Raw genomic sequence first — 18,857 nt, 5'->3', positions numbered from 1 at the left:
TGTGCCTTTTATTAAAAAGAGATAATATGAGCCACTTCTAAAGCACCCTCATGTTTAAAAAATACCACAAAATTATAATAAAATATTATTTTATTATAATAATTTGTAACTTTTTTTAATATAAACAAATAATTATCTCTATATTACTTCACAAGTGAAATATTTAACTCAACACAAAAATTTATTAATATGAATTTATATTCAATAAAAACAATGAATAGAAATATAAATAAAATACTTATTTATAGATCAATTTAAAACACCATAATTTAAAAACAATAAAACCCTTCAAATACAACGATTTGAAAATTAAATAAAATAAAAAATCAATGCTCCATAGACAATATATTTCCATATATACACCACTTATCAATATATTTATTATATTATTTTTCACCAATATATTAGACATGCCTTAAGATGAGCATTATCCTAACATTAAGAATAAAATTCTTAAAATATGGACTATACACAGTATTTAATTGTAAAAATAATTAAGAACAAAAAGCTCTACAATTTTCTATCAACCGTAGTTTTTTATAATTTACAAGAAAGGATGTTATTTACAAGAGGGCTTGTTGATTTATTTAAAAAGTTATTAAGGTCAAAGCAACTATTAATTTTTGACAATGCTTTTGGCTATAAAGGAAAATCAATAGAACAGCAGAGTTTACTTACCCAAAACCCTATCAGGCTTTTGAATGCTTTTAAGCCTTGAATATTAGCTCATTTTTTATTAAGCCATTAACCAAATTTTATAAAATTCCTGAATATCTGACTCAAAAAACTCATCACAATCACTGTCATATACAAATGTTTTTTGTTCTAATAAATATTCAGCTTGATGTTCAATCAAATACTTTTTTAAAAATTTTTTAAATTCATTGGCACGCTCAGGAAAAATATGCTCCCCATCATAAAAAATCATCACAATTACCTGTATAAAGCCGTAAAACACAGATACAGATTATACAAAAATGCATAAAATTTCAAATTAAATTTAAATACCATGACATAAATCACATTAATTTTATAGTTTTTATTGTTCAATTTTCTTCAAATGACTGAACTAAATTTATAATTTTTTAAACTAAGATATTGTTTAAATTATTTTTTCTCTTGATTCAAATATTGAGTTGATAATTTAAGGTGAATACTTTTCAAGTATAAAAGAATGGAAAGAACTAAATATCCAATACAAAAAACTCAAAATATTCCAATAATTATTATTTTACTGACTAGTTTTAGCTATCAATTGAGTAGCGTTGATTTTAGCGATATTAAAAAGATGAAACAAGTGTAGGGTGATTAAAATACAAACCAGTTGAAAAAGCTAACATGAAATTTGAAATAACAACCGAAGTTTTGATCCATGCACCCATTGATATTTTTTGGAAAACTCTTACAAATTTTGAAGATTATAAGAATTGGAATCCATTTATCCTAAACGTGTCTGGAGCGTTTCAAAAAGCTGGCAAGATCAAGCTAAGCATACAAAATAATGCAATAAACAAAATGTCTTTCAATATGATTGTGTTAGAAAAACAAGAAAACACAGAGGTCAGCTGGTGTTGAAATGTAGTCGTTAAAGGAGTATTTAATGTAGAACATAAATTTAGATTACAACAAATAAGCACGAATCAAACAAGGTTAATTCATAGTGAAGCCTTAAGTGGAGTTTTGTTAAAACCTTTCTTAAAGAACTTATAGACTAAAACCAAGCCGAATTTTGAACGAATCAATCATGCAATTAAAGTAAAATTAGAGAAACCATAGCACAAATCATTTAGAAAATTGACTTTAATCAGTAAAATATTAGCCCTTAATCGCATTATGCTTTGTATTATTTAAAATACGCCCCATCTAGCATTAAACTATAAAATCAATCGAAGGAATCCAAACAATTGGTATTTAAGGAGGATCATAGTGGAGATCAAGTTTGACCATTTAAGTAATGTCAGTAAGACCGAGATTATTGAATTAAACACAAATGATCGCGTCCTCAAACAAATGCCCTTAGCCAAAGGGACTATTTTTAATGAAGATCAATGTATTGCGTGGGTCAATGATAAAGAAAATCAGTGGACACAATACGGCTATGGCCCATGGGCATTTATTGTTGATGGCAAATTTGCAGGTTGGGGAGGATTACAATATGAGCATGGAGATGCTGACTTAGCTTTAGTTTTGCATCCTAATTATTGGGGAATTGGCAAACAAATTTTTGATAAAATAATAAATAAAGCATTTAACGAAATGGGTTTTGAATCAATCACAATTTTATTACCGCCAACACGGAAAAATTTAAAAGGGATCTACTCACTTGGATTTAAATTGGATGGTGAAGTCACCCTAAGCAATGAACATTTTATCAGGTATCGTCTATATAAAATGCCTGTCGTAAAAGTCGAGTAAGTATGATTCAAAAAAGTCTTCTGCGTGGTCATCTTACTGAGTTAAGCAAAATAACTGGATAAATATTCGAAATTCTCATCTTGCTTAGTTTCAACTATAGCTCCTCAATTTGAAAAAAATGAAGCGTGCTTGAACTAAAGTAATAGTAAGCAATGACGTACTTACTTGTTTAAAAAGTGTGGCCGTTTTAGTCCATGCTCACTGGTCAGCAATTCTCTACTTTAAGCGTTCTAAAAAATTCTCAGTATGAATTGTCATTAAACACTCACTTTACCCTGTCTTATAACACTAAGCTTTCAAAGTATGATTTTTAAGACCTTACGTATTTTACTTTATTGCCTTTTCTTTAGATAATAAAAATAGGTCTTCATTGAGATGAGCAAATCTTTCTGCCAACCATTCATGGGTATCATTGAGTGCTTGATTGTAAAAGTGATGACCAAATTCTTCTACGATGAAATCAAACAAAAACTGCGCTGGAAAATTTCCTAGATCCAAGTCTAGTTCCTTTAATACATACTTTTTCAACGAATAGATTAATTGTTCACGCGTAAAATCATCAAATATAATTATTGGCTTTTTAGCCATAGTCTTTGATTCTGAAAATAATGAGAACACATTACAATACTAATTCAGTTTTTATTCAATCTCATCGCGTCTTAAAATGACGTACATCTTGATTTTTCATATTTGTAAAGAGCCTCAATAGACCTATATAACCAGATTAAAAAATTTATACACTCAACTCTAAATAAGTGACGCCACAGTAAGCCTATTTTTAATTATCTTATTAGATAATAAACAAGAAAAGATATTCATTGATCCTAGACAAAATAAAATTGGGCTAGACATCATAAAACTTAATAATTGCTAGTTTTTAAACAGCTGATCATACTCCGCCTATTGAACATAAAACTGAAAATTCTCTTTTTATAAAAAATACTTCCCTTCAACAAATATAGCAAGTCTAACATTTATATTCACTATATATCACGAAATATGATTAGTGTGTTCTCTGTTGAAAGGCTGGATCTTCTTCTACAAAAAAAACCTCATCAGTGCCAATTAAAGTCCACTGATAGGTTCCAAATATTCTGATTAATTCCTGATTGAAAGAATTGAATAGCCTAACTAAATTAAATGACTCATCATATTCACCTATATATTGTATAACTGGAAACTGTTGAAATTCTGCATACATTTTATGTACCGTTACTTTCTTAATCATTACTTTAACTCCTTAATAAATTGAAAGAAGTTTCATCCTTACAATTTATTCTTCACGCATTGAAACACCTAGTGCTATTTTTTTTGCACTCATCTTTCTTCAACTTTCTTTTGCTGTAGTTGAAGTGAATTAGCATGATTAGCGTCAGGTTGCTTATTCTGATCCTTATTTGACTGTTGCTGTGGCGCTTGAGATTGATGACCATTAGCATCAGGTTGTTTACCCTGATTGCTACTCACTTGCTTGTTAAATTTTGACATAATGATATCTCTTTTTTACCATTCATATTAATGGTACATTTAACATGCACCTTTATGAACTGAATAGATAGTAGCGACATGTATCAAGGTATATTTAAAAATTAATATCATTGGTTTATATTTATTTTTACAATAAAAATTCATAAATATTGTTTAGACAATGTCCATTAAAAATGTGCCCCTAAAATAAATACTTTAGAAACAGATGTAGAATCCATTACTTATTTAAAAATCTGAATTCTAAGATAAACTTAATATTTTTAGTATTAGCCACTAAATTTATATTTCATTATATGCATAGATGACCATAACACAAATACAATAATTAATATTTTTAATAAATTAATGTAGAAAATCTTAAATAAAATAATTTCATCAACATTATGATATAAAAATTTTGAAATTAAATGATATTTAATAATTATTTATATATGATATTTGGTATTATTTTAAATAAAATAGTCTATGCTGAAAGCTTCATAGACTCCTTTGATAGTCATGAAAAGTCAAATCTTAACTTATACACCTTTGCCGCAGATGTGGATGAGCCAATCAAAAAAGAGGAAATTAAATATAATATTGATCAACGTTTCAAAGAAATAGTAAAAGAGCTAGACCATTCATTTATGGCACATGCCGAACTAATTAAGGGAAAATGGGGGATTTATGCTAACCAACAAATTATAAAACCGTCTCAAGAAAAACAAACAAGATACTTACCGATCTCTATAAATAATCAATTAGATCAGGTCAGTTCTGGAACTTACTATCGAGCACACATATCACCTGCCTTTAGCTTCAAAAATCTACCAAAGCCGATTATAGAACCTAAAATTGGAATGCATTGCACCAAACCCAAAGCAAAAGTTAGTACTTTAAATCAATCTACAGACATAGGTAGCGTATGGAATGGTTTTTTAGAGGTTCTCGCTTTAAATACAATTTTGATTCACCTTGGAATTTAGCTTCAAAAATGACCTTGAGGGGAGAAAAACGATTTCTGCCTATGTATATACAGGATATCGAATTTCTATTTTTGAATCGAAATCTAAATTTAACAACTGACTACAGTTATTTTGAACAAAATTATAAATGCAATAACTTCCATTGGGATATTCGACAACAAGCCCCTGTCTTGGACATTAATTTACCGTTTTTTAAGAGGAAATGATGATGAATAATGCTTTGAAAAAGATATTACTTGCCGCGGGAATTCTCGTCGCAGCAGAAGTTACCACTGCTTGTACACGTGTCGTATATTTAGGTGACAATGAAGTGATTACAGCACGTTCTATGGATTGGAAACAAGACGTAGGGACAGATTTATGGATTTTACCAAGTAATGTCAAACGTACAGGCTTAGCTGGTCCGAATTCTATTCAATGGACGGCTAAATATGGTAGCGTCGTTGCAACAGGTTATGATGTTGCCACAACAGATGGCATGAATGAAAAAGGTTTAGTGGCTAACTTACTTTGGTTAGTAGAATCTGATTATCCAGATACTAAGAAGAATAGCAAACCACCTCTGAGTATTTCTCTATGGGCTCAATATGTCTTAGACAACTATGCAACTGTAGACGAAGCAGTACATGCTTTAGAAAAGGAACCTTTTATAGTTGTTACAGATACTGTGCCAGGTGATACACGTTTAACGACTCTACATCTTTCTATATCGGATGCAACGGGTGATAGTGCAATTATTGAGTATATTGGCGGTAAACAAGTGATTCATCATAGCCGTAAATATCAAGTAATGACCAACTCCCCAACCTTTGATCAACAATTAGCGCTCAATAGCTATTGGCAGCAAATTGGCGGAACAATCATGTTACCCGGAACCAATCGTGCTTCAGATCGCTTTGCAAGAGCTTCATTTTATATCAATGCAATACCTAAAAAAGCGTCATCAGAACATTCTATCGCAAGTGTGTTTGGTGTGATCAGAAATGTCTCTGTTCCATTTGGATTAAATACCGCAGAAGAACCAAATATTTCTTCTACGCGTTGGCGTACTGTCGCTGACCATAAGAGAAATCTTTACTTTTTTGAATCTGCTGTATCACCAAATATTTTTTGGGTAGACTTAAAAGAGATTAACTTCAAAGATGGGCAAACCAAAAAACTGGCTTTAGGTAAAGACCAAGCAATAACCTATTCTGGAAAATCAAACTCTTATTTTAAAAGCTCAAAACCATTCCAGTTTTTAGGAATAAATTAACTTTAAGCAAAAGATAAATGCCTTTTATAAGTATTAATTTACATAAAGACTTCAAACAAAAGCCCTCTCAATGTGGGCTTTCATTAACAATTTACGGTCTAGCACGAAGTTTTTTAAGTTTCCTCTCACGTCAGGCTTCGTTTACCCATTTTACAGATCAAATTCCATGAAAAGTGTTGAATACTTGAGCTAAATTTATTAACGGCTAAGAATATAATGCTTTAAATATACTATTTTTAGTGGTCAAAAATTTCTGCCCAGGCCAAGCTTAACCCATCTATAAAATTCTATTCATCTTTAAAAATTACGTCTATGGGTGAATTAAATAATTTAGATATTTTAAAGGCCAAAGGTAAGCTAGGATCATAGCGCTCTTTTTCAATTGCATTAATTGTCTGGCGAGAAACTCCCAAATATTCTGCTAATTGTTGCTGAGACCAACCTTGCTGCGTTCTCAATTCAGATAAGATATTTTTCATCGATAACGCCAACTCCCAATTGCAATACCAACACCCCACAGCGTTGCCATTAAAGGCCATACCAAAAACATAGAAAGATGTGGAAAGCCAATATTTTCAAGAAATCCATAGCTAAATGTGATGAGTGCGGTACCCACAAATGCCAGCGCAAAAGCTTGTAATTGGATGTGTTGTTGCATTTCATCTAGGCGCGCTAATTGCCTGAGCACACTCCAGCCCACCAAAATACAGGGAATTATAGGCAATAATGTCACAAAAATTTGTGTTGAATAACGGATATTATCATTCTTTAAATAATTCAATGTACAGATAAGCACAACAATATAAAGCAGTATTGATGCGCTAAACTCAATCAGAGATCTATATTTTTTCATACGGTACTCATGTAAAGTAAACTTTACACAAATTTAGATCAAATAGCGCACTATGTAAAGCGTGCTTTACATATTATTTTTATTTTAACTTATACAGCAACTACGAAATGCGCCTTCAATTGAAAATTTTTCACAGCATTTATTTGCACTTTGATTATAAATTTATGAAGCTAACTGATTTAAAAGCATAAAAAAAACCTAGTAAGCATGAAGCAAACTAGGCTATAAACTTTGAATCTTTTTTCGTTGGTAGCGGGAGCTGGATTTGAACCAACGACCTTCGGGTTATGAGCCCGACGAGCTACCAGACTGCTCCATCCCGCATCAACGAAGCACCTTTATACGCCTTAAAGACGAGAAATACAACCTTTATTCAATATATGTTTAAAAGAATTATGAATGAGAAGCCGAACCACTCAGAAGACACTTATTGTTGGTCCATGATCTTAACTTCAAAATATCATAAAAACATCCAAAGTATCAAAGAAATACACTCACTAAAATGAGGGTATGTTTAGGAGAATATGAATAACGTAAGCGTCAGACAACAATTTAAATCCAGTATATCAATCTTTATTTATTATTTTAACTAAACTATGTAATAAAAATAAAAAATGAGAATATATAAAATGATCTGATTAATAGTTGATAATAACTATAAAATCCTAAAGAAATAAAAATTTGAATATCTATAATGTAAACATTTTATAAATAATTGATCAATAAATCTCAGACTGATTCACTTAACTACTCGTTTATTTTTTAATAAAAAGTCATGTTTGCTGTTATTGCAAAAGTTGCTATCAAGTCTGGCAAAATCAATAAACCCAATTTCGTTCAATATACAAAACTAATAAATTAGGTTTTTTAAATACAATTACTATGATTTGTAAGTTTTTCTACACTTTTTAATCACAGCATAAGTCGACTTGATTATTCAAACGATACTGATCATGATAATTTTAAATAAATCCAAGCATGTAAATATAAATTTTATCAATTAAAAAACCACCCGCAGGTGGTCATATTTAAACTATAGATTCCAGTATCTTATAAATTTTTCCGTTCTTAGTACTTTCAAAGAGCATTTCAAAGTTAGGCCGTAAAAGTTCATTTTCAACAATAATATATTTTATACGTTCATGGGTTTTATTTGGATCTACCACAACATCATCCAATGTTGCTTCTACTGCATAACACTTACCAAATTGATCCTTTACATTTATATCGAGTTTATTCATAAAAAACACCTTAAAAATTAATTAAAAAATAGCTAAAACTGTGTACCTAAACATTCAATGATTATTAAATTTATGCTTGTTCATCGAACGAGATTTAATATACTGCAAAAACATTCAATTGTTATTATTTTTTTTATTTACTTACATTTTAAGTGTTTACCCAAAAGATCGTTTTAGATGTTATTCAGCGCTTTTCATATCTATCCTTTTATCTCCTTTAAATCATCAAGATGAAGATCAAAAAATACTTTCAATTATTTTTACTTTAGATTCACTGGTCTCGTTGGAATTCTCAATCAAATATTTTTTCGTTTGTTGAATAAATTGAAAATAAACCTCACATCTCACAGTTCCACTTTCCATCAGAAAGCCAACTAAAATTTCGATTAACATTCTTGTGACATGGTCACCTTCTAAAGTTGCCTCAACCAATTACACTGCTAAAATTAACTTTTTCCTTACATTCATCTCCTTGGTACCCATCAATTAATCTAACAAATTCATTTTACTTGTCATCGTAATAAAATTTGGCTAATAAGGTTCAATTTTATAGTTTCTAATCTATAAGCTTAAAATCCGGTTATGTTCTCAAGATGCTATTGTTCAATACAAAAGCCTGATATTTTTGTAAGGCTTGACCTTAATTTTGCGCTGATTAAGGTTTTTTTGTTATTTATTTTTAGTAAAATAACAATGTAAAGTTAAAGTTAAATCAGCCTTAACCTTCTTATAAAATGTATAAAAAATAACCAACAATAAGTAGTTGGATCTACAAAAACTGTGATGCAAGCTTAATTTATATAAATTAAGTATTACTTCAAGATCCTTCATCGAATGTTTAATTTCAAAAGAACATAAATATGATGCTTAATTAAGGTACTAATCAGCACTTAGTACACTAAATATTGTCCAGAAGATAAAAATAATAAGCAACAGTAACATACTCGACACAACCAGTGCAGAAAGCCAATCACAGCTAATTTACTTTAAATAATTGAAATTAAAAGTAGAAAATCGAATTATCATTTCGAGCCTAACGATTATCAAAATTTATCTCGACTATTTTACTGCGTTTTTATTATTAGTGAGCAGATGTATAGTAGCGATGACCATTGGAGAGAGTGGTCTATATGACAATAAAGAAACTCGAAACTAACCTGCATGATGCAGGTTTCTTTTTTCCTGAGCGATAAGTGAAACAGCATCACATTCCACAGAATGTAAAAGTCTAGGCACATACATCAAATCATTAGATATGCTTAAACTTTCAAGGATAAGTGAATGATTACAGAGATGTAATGTTCATAAAAAGGGAATGTATTTATATAATTTTCCACTTAAAGTACATTGAAAAATCATTTCAAAATCTGGCAAATATCTTCTACCCTAATTATGATAAAGCATAAATTAGAGTAAGATTGGGTATTGCCGAAATCACCATCAACTGTGGCTTAGATATAGTATTGAAGACCTAATTGATCTTTGATATGAACATTGTGATTCAGTATGAACATACCTAATAGAATAGAAAATTTTATCGAAATAATTAAAATGTATAAATTTTAGTTTAAATAAAAATGCACAGCTAAAAAAAGCACGATATCGTGCTTTTTTTAACTTACTACTAATTATAGAGCAGTAATGTTTACAGCGTTAGGACCTTTTGGACCTTGAGTGATACTGAATTCAACTTGTTGACCTTCAGCAAGAGTTTTAAAACCAGAGTTAGCGATTTCGCTGAAATGAGCAAAAACGTCTGGACCTGACTCTTGTTGAATGAAACCGAAACCTTTAGTTTCGTTGAACCATTTAACAGTACCTTTAACAACATTTGAGTTTGACATAATCAATCCTACTGAAATTTAAAAATTTTAAGTCATTTTATGACTAGTGATAACGTCGAAAATAATAAAGAATTGAACTTAAAATCTGAATAAAACGAAGGATTATGACTAAAACTGCGATACTTAGAGAAGATTTACCAAAACATGACTTTTTTCTAGTTGTCTTTACTTTACAGGAAAAAAAAAAATAATCAAGCTTTCTTATATATATTTAACTTCTTTTAAGCTTAAAGAGGAACTTATCTACTTAAATAGCTCTCAAACGAGAGCTTTGCCAAGTAACTTAAGTTTTCTAAATCACCTTTAACAAGTGATTTAGTTTTGGCTAGTAGGGATTAAAGTAAAAATCATCTTTAAGATTATTTTTTAAAAGGCCAGCGCAATTGAGCCAGATATTGATTTGGTATTTGGATACGCACTCCGACTTGATCATGTTTAACTTTTTTATCTTCATAAAAAAAGCTTCCAAAAATAATATCCCAAAATATAAAAACTTCTCCAAAATTTTTACGACCAAGACCATGTTGATGATGACTACGATGAACCTCGGCAACAGCAAAAATATATTTTAAAGGACCCACCCGATAATCAACATTGGCATGCTGGAAAAACAAATGTACAGCCATAAACATCAGCCAGCATCCAATCAGCAAACTAGGTGCCCCGAAAAGAGCCAGTACAGTTAAACTTGGCCCAGCAAGGACAATTGCACTCAGCGGATGCCTCTTTTCAGCATTTAACCAATATAACCGACGTGAATGGTGATGAATCGCATGTAATTTCCATAGAAATCGATACTTGTGGCTCATGTAATGCATAAACCAAAGTCCAAAATCAATGATTAAAGCAACAATTATAATCTGCCAAAATACCGAAATTTGGTCAGGCCATAAACGAGGAATAAATCTAAAAACATCCAACCACTCTATCATTTTTGCTACAGAAACAATCAAAAATAAATTAAAAACTGCATGAACTATATCTGTAAGAAAATCTTTATGTGTATCTAACCATTTGGGTTGATAAGGCAAATAATATTCAACCAATGCAATCAGTAAACCGCTTAGTAAGATTAAAATTATTGAACTTGGCCAATACGGAATTTGCCCAGAGACGACCAACATCACGATCCATACTGTAAACATCATACAAAGCGGATAAAATAAATATTGTAGAGATATTTTAAAAAAAGCGCTCACTTATTACTCCAATCATCATAATACGCTTCAGTAGTATGCGGATTGGAATACCCTAAAAATTGAACGAAACCGCTATAATGTCTTGTTAATATGGTTTATATGGCACTACTAATATCGGCATCTGTTCAATGAATGGAATAAATTTTAATAATGAGGGTTGAATACCAAACATTTGTTTACACGTTCTACTAAAGTGTGGTTGATCAGAAAAGTGTGATTGATGAGCTATGCTTGTTAAATTAACGTCCTGCTCTATTGCTTGTAAGGTTTGCAATAAGCGTATCCACTTCCGATAACTACGATAAGAAATACCAAAATTTTCACTGAACCAATGACTAAAACGGCTTTCTGAGATATTGAGCTTTGCTGCAATTTGTTTACCTGTTAAATTCTTTTGATTATTGAGAATAAGATATTCTGAAAGATGTCTTGCTCTGATGTTCTGATATTTGAAGTCATTCTGACTACAATAACTAATAAGTTTTTGAAAAGATTCAATAGCATGATTTTGTTCTAGAAAGAATTCTCTAAGTATAATCACCAGACTTTCAGGCAATACCCGAATGGGCGAGTCTGATTGTAGGTACCCTTGTAAATAATGCTGTATGACATCTGCAAGGAAATGTGTTTGATCAATATAAATCGAACAGTAGTTTCCTGGTCGCAAATGATGTGATGTATTTGCTGCGATATACACCCCACTACTCATTATACATTTATCTTCATCCTCATAAACAACCTGAACACGCTCTCCCTCTTCCTTTGCAAAGCTTAATTGATGTGCGTGATGACGATGTGGATAATTATCACCGACAGCCCCCTCAAAATATCCAATACCATATCCAATCGATATCTTTCCTTTCCAATATTTAGCAGGCAATTTGTATAAATTAGATTGGACCATAGAAAATGTAAGCACAAGTGAAAACTCAATAAATACCATTATTTTATTTATCTTCAAATACAAAAAATAAATTAGTGGCTTAATTTATCCCACTTTCATGCCGTCTTTTTCTATAACTTTAGAGTTTGATCTTGTTAAATTTTAAACATAAAAAAACCTAGTAAGCATGAAGCGAACTAGGCTATAAACTTTAAATCTTTTTTCGTTGGTAGCGGGAGCTGGATTTGAACCAACGACCTTCGGGTTATGAGCCCGACGAGCTACCAGACTGCTCCATCCCGCATCAACGAAGTGACTTTATACGCTTTAAAGATAAGGATTACAACTATTATTAAATATATATACTAAAAAGACTGATTTAACAGCTATATTCACACAATTTTTATACTTTTATATATGTTTACAATTTTTCTCAGAAGAATATCATTTTTTAGATTAACTATATTTTAATCTTTTTAGGCAACTCTATACACTACACTGACACTTAACAGTGGTTAGACGAGGTTGCATTCCAAATTTATAACTAGAAAGAATAATTTAAATAGACAATTCAGCTAATAGTCAACATAAACACAACATCTTTCTGGATATATATAGTATTAAAAAACTCATAAAAGCCCATCTTTTGATGAGCTTTTAGATCCAGTTGTATTTACTTATACACCCATAACCCTGAAGGGATATTACCAAATAAATGTATAAGCAAAGTAAGAACAATAAACATAAAGAAGAAAAAAGCGATGTTTATAGATTTATATATCATGTAATCACCTTATTTTATTTTTGTACATTAATTATACATTAATAAGGTGGAATTTTCAACATTTATTGCGACCGAAATTAAAAAAATGTAGACCTTCCAAATCGCCATTACTTTTAAAATGTTAAATAAGAATTATCATTTTAGTCTGATGACAGCCTTTCTAGAATAATACATAAATATCTTTATCAATTTTTGGGATTAAAATGACATCTTAGGCACTTGACTCACAACTTTATTGCGCACAAATGATTTCATAAAGCTCGATCAGTTACTCAATCTCAAAAAAATGCTTTTCGGTCACTATTTTTATTTTTATTTCTTTATAATATCTAATCATTGGATCATTTGCGTCTTTGCTAATTTTATCTAAAAACTTACTCTCTTTCATCAATTTAGAATAAGTTTTATAGCCGATAATTAATTTTTTTGGCTCCTTATTTTCTTTAAAATCAGCAATTTGCTTGTTTAGTTCTTTTAGATTAATGCTCATGTTAGCTCCCCTCATTTGTTTTATTCAATATAACACCCATTTATGACATTTTTTTGGCGAATTAAGAAAAATTAAGAGATGAGGAATGCCTCACATTTCTGCAAGACAATCTTAAAGCTTTTAGCTAGGTATTCAATCCATCTTTAAACAGCTGCGAGTCAATTCTAGCTACAATATAAAATTACAATTCAGTGATAAATAAGGGATGATTCGCTTTATAAATAGCTAATTTTTTTATTTCATTTTCTAAATAATCTGCTGGCTCGTCTTTCCACGTCTCTTTTCCACTATCAAAATCTGAGTTACTCAAAGCCCAAGAAGAAATTAAACTATAAACAAATGTATTATCAGCAAAAATTAGTTTTGTTCTATCACTTTTATCGCTTGTAAACACTTTATGTGTAGGTAAAGAACCAAATATACCCACATGGGTATACAAATATTTAAATGTTTCATTCATCATAATGACTACTCTTGTCGTTAATTACTATACTACCGCATTCAGGCTTACTTTATGAACTTTGAGCAAAATTCTAAATTCTTGTGATTTCTATGATTTTCAACACAAAAAAATTTGAAATGATATACAGAAAAAACTAAACAATGAGGTAAAAAAAACCTGCATCTTTGGGGAAAGAATACAGGCAAAAACCGATTATTCGGTAACAGGAGGAATACCTACTATTTTACTAGGGTTTGATTTTACTTGTCAGTGGCAATATATAACAACTATTAGAGCTTTCTTTTAATCGGTGAAAAACACCCAATATGCATGTTGATACGAAAATTTAAAATCTATAAATACTTAGCTTAATCATTCGACTAAAAGAAAACTTATAGACACATGTTATATTTCGCTGACTTATAGTTGACTACTCATTTATGCTTTTTAGGATCCCCTGCGCCCTCAGCTCTAAGGATTGAACTAAAAATAACAATGCAAACAAAAAAATATTTAAAATTTATTTTATGCTTAATTAAAATCTCATTTTTCAATGTTATTTGAATAAAATTATGCTTCATGACATGAGAGATTTAGTCTCACAGCATCATTTAGAATATTGAACAGAACTTTTCCCAATCTTTTTTCAAATTTATAAGATCAAATCACCTAATCTTTCTTTTGAATAAATCACAAAAGTTGTTTCAGGATAATTATTAATTTTAATACTTTTTTAAAGTATCCATCAGTCATTTATCATATTCACACAGAGTATATCTTCTTCTTCAAATTTAAAGCGATCATTACTTTTTGAGGCTAAAACACTTTATGTTTTAATCTCTACAAAATAATTTAATTTTTTCATAAGCTTACTCCCTACCACCTAGCGACAATATTTTTAAATATTGAGTTTGATTTGCTAAATTCTTGTTGTAAATCTCTTCATGGGCAAACTGTTCTAATATGGTAAAGGATCTCTTCAATAAAATTTCTCAAAGTTTGTTTGAGATAAATTTTAAAATTACGGAAAGTAAATTTTAGCTGAGAACAGTCAGTCTTGATCCTTCAGCATTATTTGAGATATAGCGAGTAATAAATTTAGTTTGGTAATTAAATATTACTGTCTCTCTATTTTTTATACATTAAATTTCAACTGCCCTCACGGAAGTAAGGTTTTTTATTAAAATGGTATGCAGAGTGGCCACAACAACCATCTTATATCTATATGATTTAATTAATTTTAAATCATAGTGTATTAGCTACCATAAAAAAGAGATTGGGCTTCAATTCCTTAATATTGCTATTTTAACAAATCCGAAAATTATAACAAATAGCCATACTTCTACATAAAGCCAACTGTACAAAACAATAAAGATGAATTGTCTCTAATTTGGAAAAATGATCTAAATATAAGCGATCAGCAACCTTACTTGGATACTTTGATCATTCCAAGATATTTCCATAGTTATGTAAATTGTTATGCAAAAAATGCATAGAAAAATATAAAAATGCATTAGAAGTATGAAATACATCGCTTTATCTTTGAACAGTGCATTTATTCTGTAGTTTATATTAATAGTTTTCATCTTAATCTGTTAAATTAAATCACAATGCTATAGAGCACAACAAACTAATAATTAAGGATATTTAATGGATTTAATACTTAATCCAACGTATACGCTCATGCTAGCTGTGTTGGTTCTATATACAGGACGTATTTTAAACAAATATATTCCCTTTTTAACAAAATACAATATTCCAGAACCCGTGGCAGGCGGATTGGTTGGCGCAATTATTTTTTATATAATTCATCAATTTATGGGATACACAATCTCAATAAATAAGCCGATGCAAGATACATTCATGTTGATGTTTTTTGCATCAATTGGATTAAGTGCTAATTTCGTAAAGCTAAAAGAAGGTGGAAAACCTTTAGTTATTTTCCTGATCGCAATATCTATCTTTGTTTTAGTGCAAAATGGTGTAGGTATGGCTGTCGCTAAGATGGTTGGTTTAGATCCTCTTATGGGCGTAATTGCGGGTTCAATTGCTTTAATCGGTGGTTTGGGGACAGCAGGTGCCTGGGGACCGATTTTCGAATCAAAATATGCCGTTGAAGGTGCATTACCTATGGGAATCGCAAGTGCCACATTTGGTATGGTAGTTGGCGGTCTAATGGGTGGACCGTTAGCACGATATTTAATCCGCAAGCATCAATTGGCTTCGCCTTTAAATACAGAAGTACGTCAAGACAATAAAAGTGCACCATTGACAGATAGTGAATATGCATTTGAAGCCCCGCAAAAGGTTCGTCTCATTACAGCAGATAACGCTATTATAACTTTGGGAATGTTTGCTTTTGCTTTGGCTTTTGCAGAGATTATGAAGAACTTAACTCTTGGTACTGCGTTTGAATTACCTACTTTTGTATGGGCTTTAGGTGGTGGCATTTTACTTCGTAACGTGATTGAAACTGGCTTTAAGCAACCGATATTTGATCGTTCAATTGACGTGTTTGGCAACACTGCGCTTGCCCTATTTTTAGCGATGGCTTTAGTCTCATTGAAGCTTTGGCAATTAGCAGATTTAGCTGTTCCAATGATTATACTATTGATTGCTCAGTCTATTACGATGTGGTTATTTGCAGTATATATATCTTTTCGTGTTATGGGAAAAAACTATGACTCAGCAGTTTTAGCTTCGGGTCTATGTGGTTTTGGAATGGGTGCAACCCCTAACGCAATTGCAAATATGCAGGCGATTACTAATATGTATGGTCCATCACACAAAGCTTTTTTGATTGTTCCGCTTGTTGGCGCATTTTTTATTGATCTAGTTAACGTTGTGGTCATCCAATCTATTTTGAAAATTTTTAGTTAATACTTCTAGCCCTCCAATTCGAGGGCACACCAAACCATCGCACTACATATATTCACAATGTAATGCAAATATAAGCACAACATACAATTAGCAGCTTTATAAACTTTTAGAGGTTAATATGCTAATTAATAAAAGCCAAACACGCTCTCAAGAAAGGTCAGAGAAAGCTAAAGAAAATCGCAGAATACCTATATATATTTTGATTTTAATAGGATTATTCTTACTCGCAATTGTGATCTATATGCTTTCAAGCTGGTTGAATTAAATATTAAAAAACCTCCCGAGGGAGGTTTAGTTAAAATCTTATTAATATTTTTCAAACCGCTTATATTGTACTGAGCAAACTCTTCTAGTAACTTTTTTAATCTAAAACAAATACTTCCAACGATTCTACATATGGTAAAATGATATAATCATAGTTCGTTAAATGCTCCTTCAACTGTGTACTCATTGTTTGATTAAAATTATAAATTTTTTCCAATTCTTTAAATAAGTCATCTAATTTACTTAATGTAAACATTGGTGTTTTAGAAAAAAATAATAAACTTGCCCCTAGACCAATATACTCTAAGCCAAAATTTTTATCTAAAAATTGAATTAAACTAAAAGACTCAAATGGGTTAAAATCACAACTAAAATAGCCATTAGGCTGGGCTGCAAATTTTTGAGTTTCAGTTGTATTTCTTAATACTTTTACCTCAATACATTTATCCAAAATTTTCTCAGGATGCATATTTATCTGTATTAGAATAGATAAATCTTGATCGCTATAACTGAATTTTCCATACAAATCACGAACACTTACTTGATTCTCAGGCTTTAAGAGTTGTTTAATATGATACTGAACTTCAAGAGGTAAAGCATTTTCGTAGCTAATATTTTCGCTTTCACCCTCGTCAAGGTATTCAGATAAATCAAAGTAAAGCCCATCACTCATAGAGGCATGCATCGAAGTATAGTTACATTGTCCGATATCCTCTAAAAGCAATAAAACTTTTTTAGGAGCAATTTTCTTTTTTAGTTCTATATACTGATTCTGAACTTCTTTCCAAGATTGGATATCACAAATTTTTGCAAAACATATCAGCTCTTGCGCCTCGTCGGTAAATTGAACATTTTTTTTGTTTTCCATTTGAAGTCTTGCCATACTGATTTCTTAAAAGTTGATCTCATATAAAGAATTATGTCATAAAAAAATATTATGCTATTTAATTTAACCTCTTTTTCGTACCACCTTTAACTTCATTTAATAAAGTACGCACAGGTGCGCGAAACTCATCGTCTGTAGTCTCACCATTATTGAAGCCTAGATTTTTAAAGGCCTTATTTATTGAGATCACTAAGAATTCTTGTTTTGCCCCCGTGGTTAGCTAAACAATATTCACTATGCCTTGTAATTACTTTCAGTTCTTTAAAAAGAGACAAGACTTGCTTTAATAAAAAGGTACAACCAATTTTGAGTGCCTAAAGCATTTTCGGTTTGAGATGGTGTATAGGACCATTTAGAATTTTCAAGATCCACATCTTCCCATTTTTAATTCATCAGAGCGAGCAAACCTTGATAAAGTATTTGTAAAATATAACAAGTGATGATGGGTCCATGCTTGTTATATCCATCATTATTTATTAGTAAATGTTGCACGTTTCTTAGAGATTGAACGAACATAGTAAACGCGCCAGCAAGTTCCTCACTTTTTATCTATATAAGTTTAAGCCGTTTTCATTCGATAACTTTTTAACTTTATCAGGCGATTTTTTGAGCTGAGATTTCAGCTTTTATCTTTGAGTCTGTAAGACTTAAAACGAGTTTTGCCATTTTTTACGATACATTTTTATTGGGTTTTGCGGTATACCGTTAAAAACTTGAGAAATCGCGGTACATCATGCGACAAAGGGATTGTCTAGATGCTTTTAATATAAAGGGTTTTGAGACAAATTGAAACAAAGATGGTACGCCCAGCGGGACTCGAACCCACTCCACAGGCTTCGGAAACCTGTACTCTATCCAGTTAAGCTATGGGCGCTTAAATTGAGATGGCACATCATAACAAAAAAAACCGCTAGGTAAAGCATTTATAAAACAACTCTTTTGCTTGATGCTCATGCTTTAAACAATGT

The 18,857-nt window shown here is 30.9% G+C and carries 18 protein-coding genes, 3 tRNA genes and 1 pseudogene; 5 read left to right on the top strand and 17 right to left on the bottom strand.

Features of this window, described 5'->3' with window-relative positions:
- Window positions 1-736 precede the first annotated feature (736 nt).
- Complete coding sequence (locus AC4CUY_RS06000) at window positions 737-928, bottom strand: hypothetical protein (RefSeq protein ID WP_483770126.1); 192 nt, start codon at window positions 926-928, stop codon at window positions 737-739.
- A 410-nt stretch (window positions 929-1,338) separates the two neighbouring features.
- Here AC4CUY_RS06000 and AC4CUY_RS05995 point away from each other — a divergent pair, with 410 nt between their 5' ends.
- The gene (locus AC4CUY_RS05995; RefSeq protein WP_336953873.1) at window positions 1,339-1,575 is read left to right on the top strand and encodes a hypothetical protein; all 237 of its coding nucleotides are present in this window, start codon (window positions 1,339-1,341) and stop codon (window positions 1,573-1,575) included.
- A gap of 351 nt (window positions 1,576-1,926) precedes the next feature.
- Complete coding sequence (locus AC4CUY_RS05990) at window positions 1,927-2,415, top strand: GNAT family N-acetyltransferase (protein WP_419328632.1); 489 nt, start codon at window positions 1,927-1,929, stop codon at window positions 2,413-2,415.
- A 327-nt stretch (window positions 2,416-2,742) separates the two neighbouring features.
- Here the strand turns inward: AC4CUY_RS05990 and AC4CUY_RS05985 are convergent, their stop codons facing one another.
- The 3 genes from AC4CUY_RS05985 to AC4CUY_RS05975 all read right to left on the bottom strand — a co-directional run bounded on the left by AC4CUY_RS05985 (window position 2,743) and on the right by AC4CUY_RS05975 (window position 3,903).
- Window positions 2,743-3,003 (bottom strand): DUF2164 domain-containing protein, encoded by a 261-nt coding sequence (locus tag AC4CUY_RS05985; RefSeq protein ID WP_490773813.1) that lies wholly within the window; start codon window positions 3,001-3,003, stop codon window positions 2,743-2,745.
- Window positions 3,004-3,418: 415 nt separating this feature from the next.
- Window positions 3,419-3,643: a hypothetical protein gene (locus tag AC4CUY_RS05980; protein ID WP_490773812.1), complete on the bottom strand. Its 225-nt coding sequence runs from the start codon at window positions 3,641-3,643 to the stop codon at window positions 3,419-3,421.
- A gap of 89 nt (window positions 3,644-3,732) precedes the next feature.
- On the bottom strand, window positions 3,733-3,903 hold the full coding sequence (locus AC4CUY_RS05975; RefSeq protein ID WP_336953877.1) for a hypothetical protein: 171 nt from the start codon (window positions 3,901-3,903) through the stop codon (window positions 3,733-3,735).
- Window positions 3,904-4,310: 407 nt separating this feature from the next.
- On the opposite strand from AC4CUY_RS05975, the gene AC4CUY_RS05970 reads away from it, so the two are divergent.
- Both AC4CUY_RS05970 and AC4CUY_RS05965 read left to right on the top strand, forming a co-directional pair.
- The gene (locus AC4CUY_RS05970) at window positions 4,311-4,868 is read left to right on the top strand and encodes a hypothetical protein (RefSeq protein ID WP_419328629.1); all 558 of its coding nucleotides are present in this window, start codon (window positions 4,311-4,313) and stop codon (window positions 4,866-4,868) included.
- Between the two features lie 208 nt (window positions 4,869-5,076).
- A complete protein-coding gene (locus tag AC4CUY_RS05965; protein ID WP_336953879.1) occupies window positions 5,077-6,123 on the top strand; it encodes a linear amide C-N hydrolase in 1,047 nt (348 codons plus the stop codon).
- A gap of 287 nt (window positions 6,124-6,410) precedes the next feature.
- On the opposite strand, the gene AC4CUY_RS05960 is transcribed toward AC4CUY_RS05965, so the two are convergent.
- The 11 genes and pseudogenes from AC4CUY_RS05960 to AC4CUY_RS05910 all read right to left on the bottom strand — a co-directional run.
- Window positions 6,411-6,602: a helix-turn-helix transcriptional regulator gene (locus AC4CUY_RS05960; protein WP_336953880.1), complete on the bottom strand. Its 192-nt coding sequence runs from the start codon at window positions 6,600-6,602 to the stop codon at window positions 6,411-6,413.
- Window positions 6,599-6,976, bottom strand: a complete 378-nt coding sequence (locus AC4CUY_RS05955) for a hypothetical protein (protein WP_336953881.1) — start codon at window positions 6,974-6,976, stop codon at window positions 6,599-6,601. The genes AC4CUY_RS05960 and AC4CUY_RS05955 overlap by 4 nt, the downstream gene beginning before the upstream one ends.
- A 247-nt stretch (window positions 6,977-7,223) precedes the next feature.
- Window positions 7,224-7,300, bottom strand: a tRNA-Met gene (locus AC4CUY_RS05950).
- Between the two features lie 704 nt (window positions 7,301-8,004).
- Window positions 8,005-8,217, bottom strand: coding sequence for a hypothetical protein (locus AC4CUY_RS05945; RefSeq protein WP_419328628.1), 213 nt, complete (start codon window positions 8,215-8,217; stop codon window positions 8,005-8,007).
- A gap of 1,628 nt (window positions 8,218-9,845) precedes the next feature.
- Window positions 9,846-10,061, bottom strand: coding sequence for a cold-shock protein (locus AC4CUY_RS05940; protein WP_336953883.1), 216 nt, complete (start codon window positions 10,059-10,061; stop codon window positions 9,846-9,848).
- 359 nt (window positions 10,062-10,420) lie between these two features.
- Window positions 10,421-11,260 carry a sterol desaturase family protein gene (locus AC4CUY_RS05935; protein ID WP_419328627.1) on the bottom strand — a complete coding sequence of 280 codons (840 nt, stop codon included), beginning with the start codon at window positions 11,258-11,260 and terminating at the stop codon, window positions 10,421-10,423.
- An 85-nt stretch (window positions 11,261-11,345) separates the two neighbouring features.
- The gene (locus tag AC4CUY_RS05930) at window positions 11,346-12,164 is read right to left on the bottom strand and encodes a helix-turn-helix domain-containing protein (RefSeq protein WP_490774657.1); all 819 of its coding nucleotides are present in this window, start codon (window positions 12,162-12,164) and stop codon (window positions 11,346-11,348) included.
- A gap of 206 nt (window positions 12,165-12,370) precedes the next feature.
- Window positions 12,371-12,447: transfer RNA gene (locus AC4CUY_RS05925), tRNA-Met, on the bottom strand.
- Window positions 12,448-13,195: 748 nt separating this feature from the next.
- Window positions 13,196-13,417: a hypothetical protein gene (locus AC4CUY_RS05920; RefSeq protein WP_490773811.1), complete on the bottom strand. Its 222-nt coding sequence runs from the start codon at window positions 13,415-13,417 to the stop codon at window positions 13,196-13,198.
- Window positions 13,418-13,598: 181 nt separating this feature from the next.
- On the bottom strand, window positions 13,599-13,880 hold the full coding sequence (locus AC4CUY_RS05915) for a hypothetical protein (RefSeq protein WP_490773810.1): 282 nt from the start codon (window positions 13,878-13,880) through the stop codon (window positions 13,599-13,601).
- Window positions 13,881-14,738: 858 nt separating this feature from the next.
- Window positions 14,739-14,921 (bottom strand): annotated as a pseudogene (locus tag AC4CUY_RS05910) (IS5/IS1182 family transposase); the annotation flags it as partial.
- A gap of 588 nt (window positions 14,922-15,509) precedes the next feature.
- Between AC4CUY_RS05910 and gltS the strand changes: the two are divergent.
- The gene (gene gltS / locus AC4CUY_RS05905) at window positions 15,510-16,739 is read left to right on the top strand and encodes a sodium/glutamate symporter (RefSeq protein ID WP_336953887.1); all 1,230 of its coding nucleotides are present in this window, start codon (window positions 15,510-15,512) and stop codon (window positions 16,737-16,739) included.
- Between the two features lie 361 nt (window positions 16,740-17,100).
- Here the strand turns inward: gltS and AC4CUY_RS05900 are convergent, their stop codons facing one another.
- Together AC4CUY_RS05900 and AC4CUY_RS05895 are read right to left on the bottom strand one after the other, a co-directional pair.
- Window positions 17,101-17,886, bottom strand: a complete 786-nt coding sequence (locus AC4CUY_RS05900) for a hypothetical protein (RefSeq protein WP_490773809.1) — start codon at window positions 17,884-17,886, stop codon at window positions 17,101-17,103.
- A gap of 801 nt (window positions 17,887-18,687) precedes the next feature.
- A tRNA-Arg gene (locus tag AC4CUY_RS05895) sits at window positions 18,688-18,763 on the bottom strand.
- Window positions 18,764-18,857: the final 94 nt, after the last annotated feature.

This window comes from Acinetobacter sp. 778_lipA (genome assembly GCF_058242985.1).
This window is presented reverse-complemented; position numbering and strand designations above follow the sequence as displayed.

What these genes read in the sequence shown, in the direction of transcription:
- AC4CUY_RS06000 (WP_483770126.1), bottom strand. Translation starts at nt 928, where the DNA reads ATGATTTTTTATGATGGGGAGCATATTTTTCCTGAGCGTGCCAATGAA.
- AC4CUY_RS05995 (WP_336953873.1), top strand. Translation starts at nt 1,339, where the DNA reads ATGAAATTTGAAATAACAACCGAAGTTTTGATCCATGCACCCATTGAT.
- AC4CUY_RS05985 (WP_490773813.1), bottom strand. Translation starts at nt 3,003, where the DNA reads ATGGCTAAAAAGCCAATAATTATATTTGATGATTTTACGCGTGAACAA.
- AC4CUY_RS05980 (WP_490773812.1), bottom strand. Translation starts at nt 3,643, where the DNA reads ATGATTAAGAAAGTAACGGTACATAAAATGTATGCAGAATTTCAACAG.
- AC4CUY_RS05975 (WP_336953877.1), bottom strand. Translation starts at nt 3,903, where the DNA reads ATGTCAAAATTTAACAAGCAAGTGAGTAGCAATCAGGGTAAACAACCT.
- AC4CUY_RS05970 (WP_419328629.1), top strand. Translation starts at nt 4,311, where the DNA reads ATGATATTTAATAATTATTTATATATGATATTTGGTATTATTTTAAAT.
- AC4CUY_RS05965 (WP_336953879.1), top strand. Translation starts at nt 5,077, where the DNA reads ATGAATAATGCTTTGAAAAAGATATTACTTGCCGCGGGAATTCTCGTC.
- AC4CUY_RS05960 (WP_336953880.1), bottom strand. Translation starts at nt 6,602, where the DNA reads ATGAAAAATATCTTATCTGAATTGAGAACGCAGCAAGGTTGGTCTCAG.
- AC4CUY_RS05955 (WP_336953881.1), bottom strand. Translation starts at nt 6,976, where the DNA reads ATGAAAAAATATAGATCTCTGATTGAGTTTAGCGCATCAATACTGCTT.
- AC4CUY_RS05945 (WP_419328628.1), bottom strand. Translation starts at nt 8,217, where the DNA reads ATGAATAAACTCGATATAAATGTAAAGGATCAATTTGGTAAGTGTTAT.
- AC4CUY_RS05940 (WP_336953883.1), bottom strand. Translation starts at nt 10,061, where the DNA reads ATGTCAAACTCAAATGTTGTTAAAGGTACTGTTAAATGGTTCAACGAA.
- AC4CUY_RS05930 (WP_490774657.1), bottom strand. Translation starts at nt 12,164, where the DNA reads ATGGTCCAATCTAATTTATACAAATTGCCTGCTAAATATTGGAAAGGA.
- AC4CUY_RS05920 (WP_490773811.1), bottom strand. Translation starts at nt 13,417, where the DNA reads ATGAGCATTAATCTAAAAGAACTAAACAAGCAAATTGCTGATTTTAAA.
- AC4CUY_RS05915 (WP_490773810.1), bottom strand. Translation starts at nt 13,880, where the DNA reads ATGATGAATGAAACATTTAAATATTTGTATACCCATGTGGGTATATTT.
- gltS (WP_336953887.1), top strand. Translation starts at nt 15,510, where the DNA reads ATGGATTTAATACTTAATCCAACGTATACGCTCATGCTAGCTGTGTTG.
- AC4CUY_RS05900 (WP_490773809.1), bottom strand. Translation starts at nt 17,886, where the DNA reads ATGGCAAGACTTCAAATGGAAAACAAAAAAAATGTTCAATTTACCGAC.